This window comes from Streptomyces sp. NPDC089919 (assembly GCF_040684615.1).
Lineage (GTDB): Bacteria > Actinomycetota > Actinomycetes > Streptomycetales > Streptomycetaceae > Streptomyces.
This window is the reverse complement of sequence record NZ_JBFBGK010000224.1, coordinates 1-2177: the sequence shown is the minus strand read 5'-3', so window position 1 is coordinate 2177 and position 2177 is coordinate 1. Positions and strand designations below refer to the sequence as shown.

1 protein-coding gene is annotated in these 2177 nt (G+C 79.2%); it reads right to left on the bottom strand.

The window, feature by feature from the left end; translation table 11 throughout:
• Positions 1–228: 228 nt before the first annotated feature.
• Entirely contained in the window at positions 229–1770 is a 1542-nt protein-coding gene (locus tag AB0O40_RS37765) for a DUF5691 domain-containing protein (protein ID WP_365050881.1), read from the bottom strand.
• Positions 1771–2177: the final 407 nt, after the last annotated feature.

The following is a 2177-nucleotide window of genomic DNA, read 5'->3' as shown; positions in this document are numbered from 1 at the left end:
CGGGCCTGCCTCCGGTCCAGCCTGCCACCCCCTCCCCCAGCTACCGCTGGGAGGTGCCCCCAGCACCGCTCCCCACACATCCCGACCGCCCGCGGCCACGCGTAATGGCCGAGGGGGCGGCCGTACGCCGCACGGCTGCCCGCGGCACGCGTAATGGCCGAGGGGGTGGCCGTACGCCGGGCGGCTGCCCGCGGCATGCGTACCGGGCGGCCGGGTCAGGTGGTCGGGTCAGGTGGTCGGGGTCAGTTCCGTCAGCATCGCGGCGCGGAGGCGGAGGGTGGCGACCAGCCGGGCGAAGGCCTCGGCCCAGTAGCCCTCGGCGCTGGAGCCGGGCTCGCCGGGAGGGCCGCCGGCGTCGGCCGGCCCGGCCGTCAGCGCTTCGAGTCGGTCGGCCTCCGCCGGATCCAGGCAGCGCTCGGCCAGCCCCATCACCCCGCTGAAGCTCCAGGGGTAACTCCCCGCGTCCCGTGCGGTGTCCAGGGCGTCCACCACCGCCCGGCCCAGCGGGCCGGCCCACGGGACGGTGCACACGCCCAGCAGCTGGAAGGCCTCCGAGAGGCCGTGCGCGCGCACGAACTCGGCGACCCAGCCGGCGCGTTCCACCGGCGGCAGCGTCTCCAGCAGCTTGGCCCGCTCGGCCAGCGAGGCCGTGCCCGGACCCGCGGCGGGCGGCCCCGCCGGGGCGCCGAGCAGGGCCCGGGCCCAGAGCGGATCGCGCTGCCGGACCGCGGCCCGGCACCAGGCCGCGTGGACGTCCTCCGCCCAGCCCGCGTCCATCGGCAGCGCCAGGATCTCCGCCGGGGACCGGCCCTCGTACCGCTGCGACCAGCAGTGCAGCGGGGCCGCCTCCACCACCTGACCCAGCCACCAGGAGCGCTCCCCGCGGCCGGCCGGGGGCCGCTCCACCACGCCGTCCCGGCGCATCCCGGCGTCGCACCCGGTCGGCGCCGTCACCCCCTCGGGGCCCACACAGGCCAGCGCGCGGGCCGCCATCCGGCCGGCCAGGGCGGAGTGCGGCAGGGCCGACAGCAACTCGGCGGCGGTACCGCGGACGTTGCGGCTGCGGTCGCCCAGTGCCGACTCCAGGAAGGGCTCGTCCGCGGCGGTCAGGCCGGTGCGCAGCGAGTCCAGGAACATCAGGCGGTCCTCGGCCCGCTCGGTGGCCCAGGTCGAGGTCAGCAACTCCCGGGCGGCGGACCGGTCGTGGGCGCGGACGGCCGCCAGCAGGGCGACCCGCTCCGCGAACAGCCCCTCCTGCCAGAGGCGGCGTACGGCGGGGTCGTCCGCGGGGTCCGGCAGGTCGGTGCCGCCCTCGCCGCTGCGGAGGGCGAACCGCCAGTCGCCGCCCAGCCCGGCCAGCCACCGGCCGCGGGGTCCGGCCAGCCGCACGGCGGCGGGGCGCAGGTCGGTACGCGCCTTGGCGGCGTCCAGCAGGGCGGGCAACAGGGCCGCGGGGGCCCGGTAGCCGTGGGCGTTGGCGGCGGCCAGCCACTGGGGGAGGAGCTCGGTCAGATCCGGCAGCGCGCCCCGGCCGGCGCCGGCGGCCCGGCCCGCGAGCAGCTGCGCCAGACGGGCCCGGGCCTGCGGCGGGAGTTCTGGGCGGGGGTCCTCGGCGGCGGGGGCGGGCAGCGGGCGGGCGGGGGCCGGCCGCAGTCCGGCGCGGCGGCGTACGGTCTCCAGGGCGGCGGCGTCGAGCAGCCCCTCGGGCCCGGCCTCCGCCGGCATCCCCTGCCGCCGCCGGGCGGTCCCCAACAACGCGGCCGTCACCATCCCCTCCCACCCGACGGCCTCCCATCCAGCGGGTGCCGTTGCCTTCGCCGTGGCCGCCGTGGCCTTGGCCTTGGTCTCCGCCGTCGCCGTCGCCGGCGCGGTCGTGGCCTTGGTCGGCGCCTTCGCCGTCCCCGCCGTCGTGGGCGTCGGGCCGGGGTCGGCCTCGCCGGTGGTCGCGTTCGCTGTACTCATGCCGATCCCCATTCGTGTGGTCCGTCGTTCTGGTCGCCGTCGCCGTCGCCGTCGCCGTCGCCGTCGCCGTCGCGGCACACCCAGCCGCGCTGGGGGCACCTCCCAGCGGTAGCTGGGGGAGTTTGAGGCGCGGGGTCCGGGGCGGAGCCCCGAATGCCCGTCGCGGAGCGGCGGGGCCGGGGGCTCCGGGGGCAGCCGCCCACCGGTTTCGGGAA

Coding starts and splice junctions, on each gene's coding strand:
- AB0O40_RS37765 (WP_365050881.1), bottom strand. CDS start 1,770: ATGGTGACGGCCGCGTTGTTGGGGACCGCCCGGCGGCGGCAGGGGATG.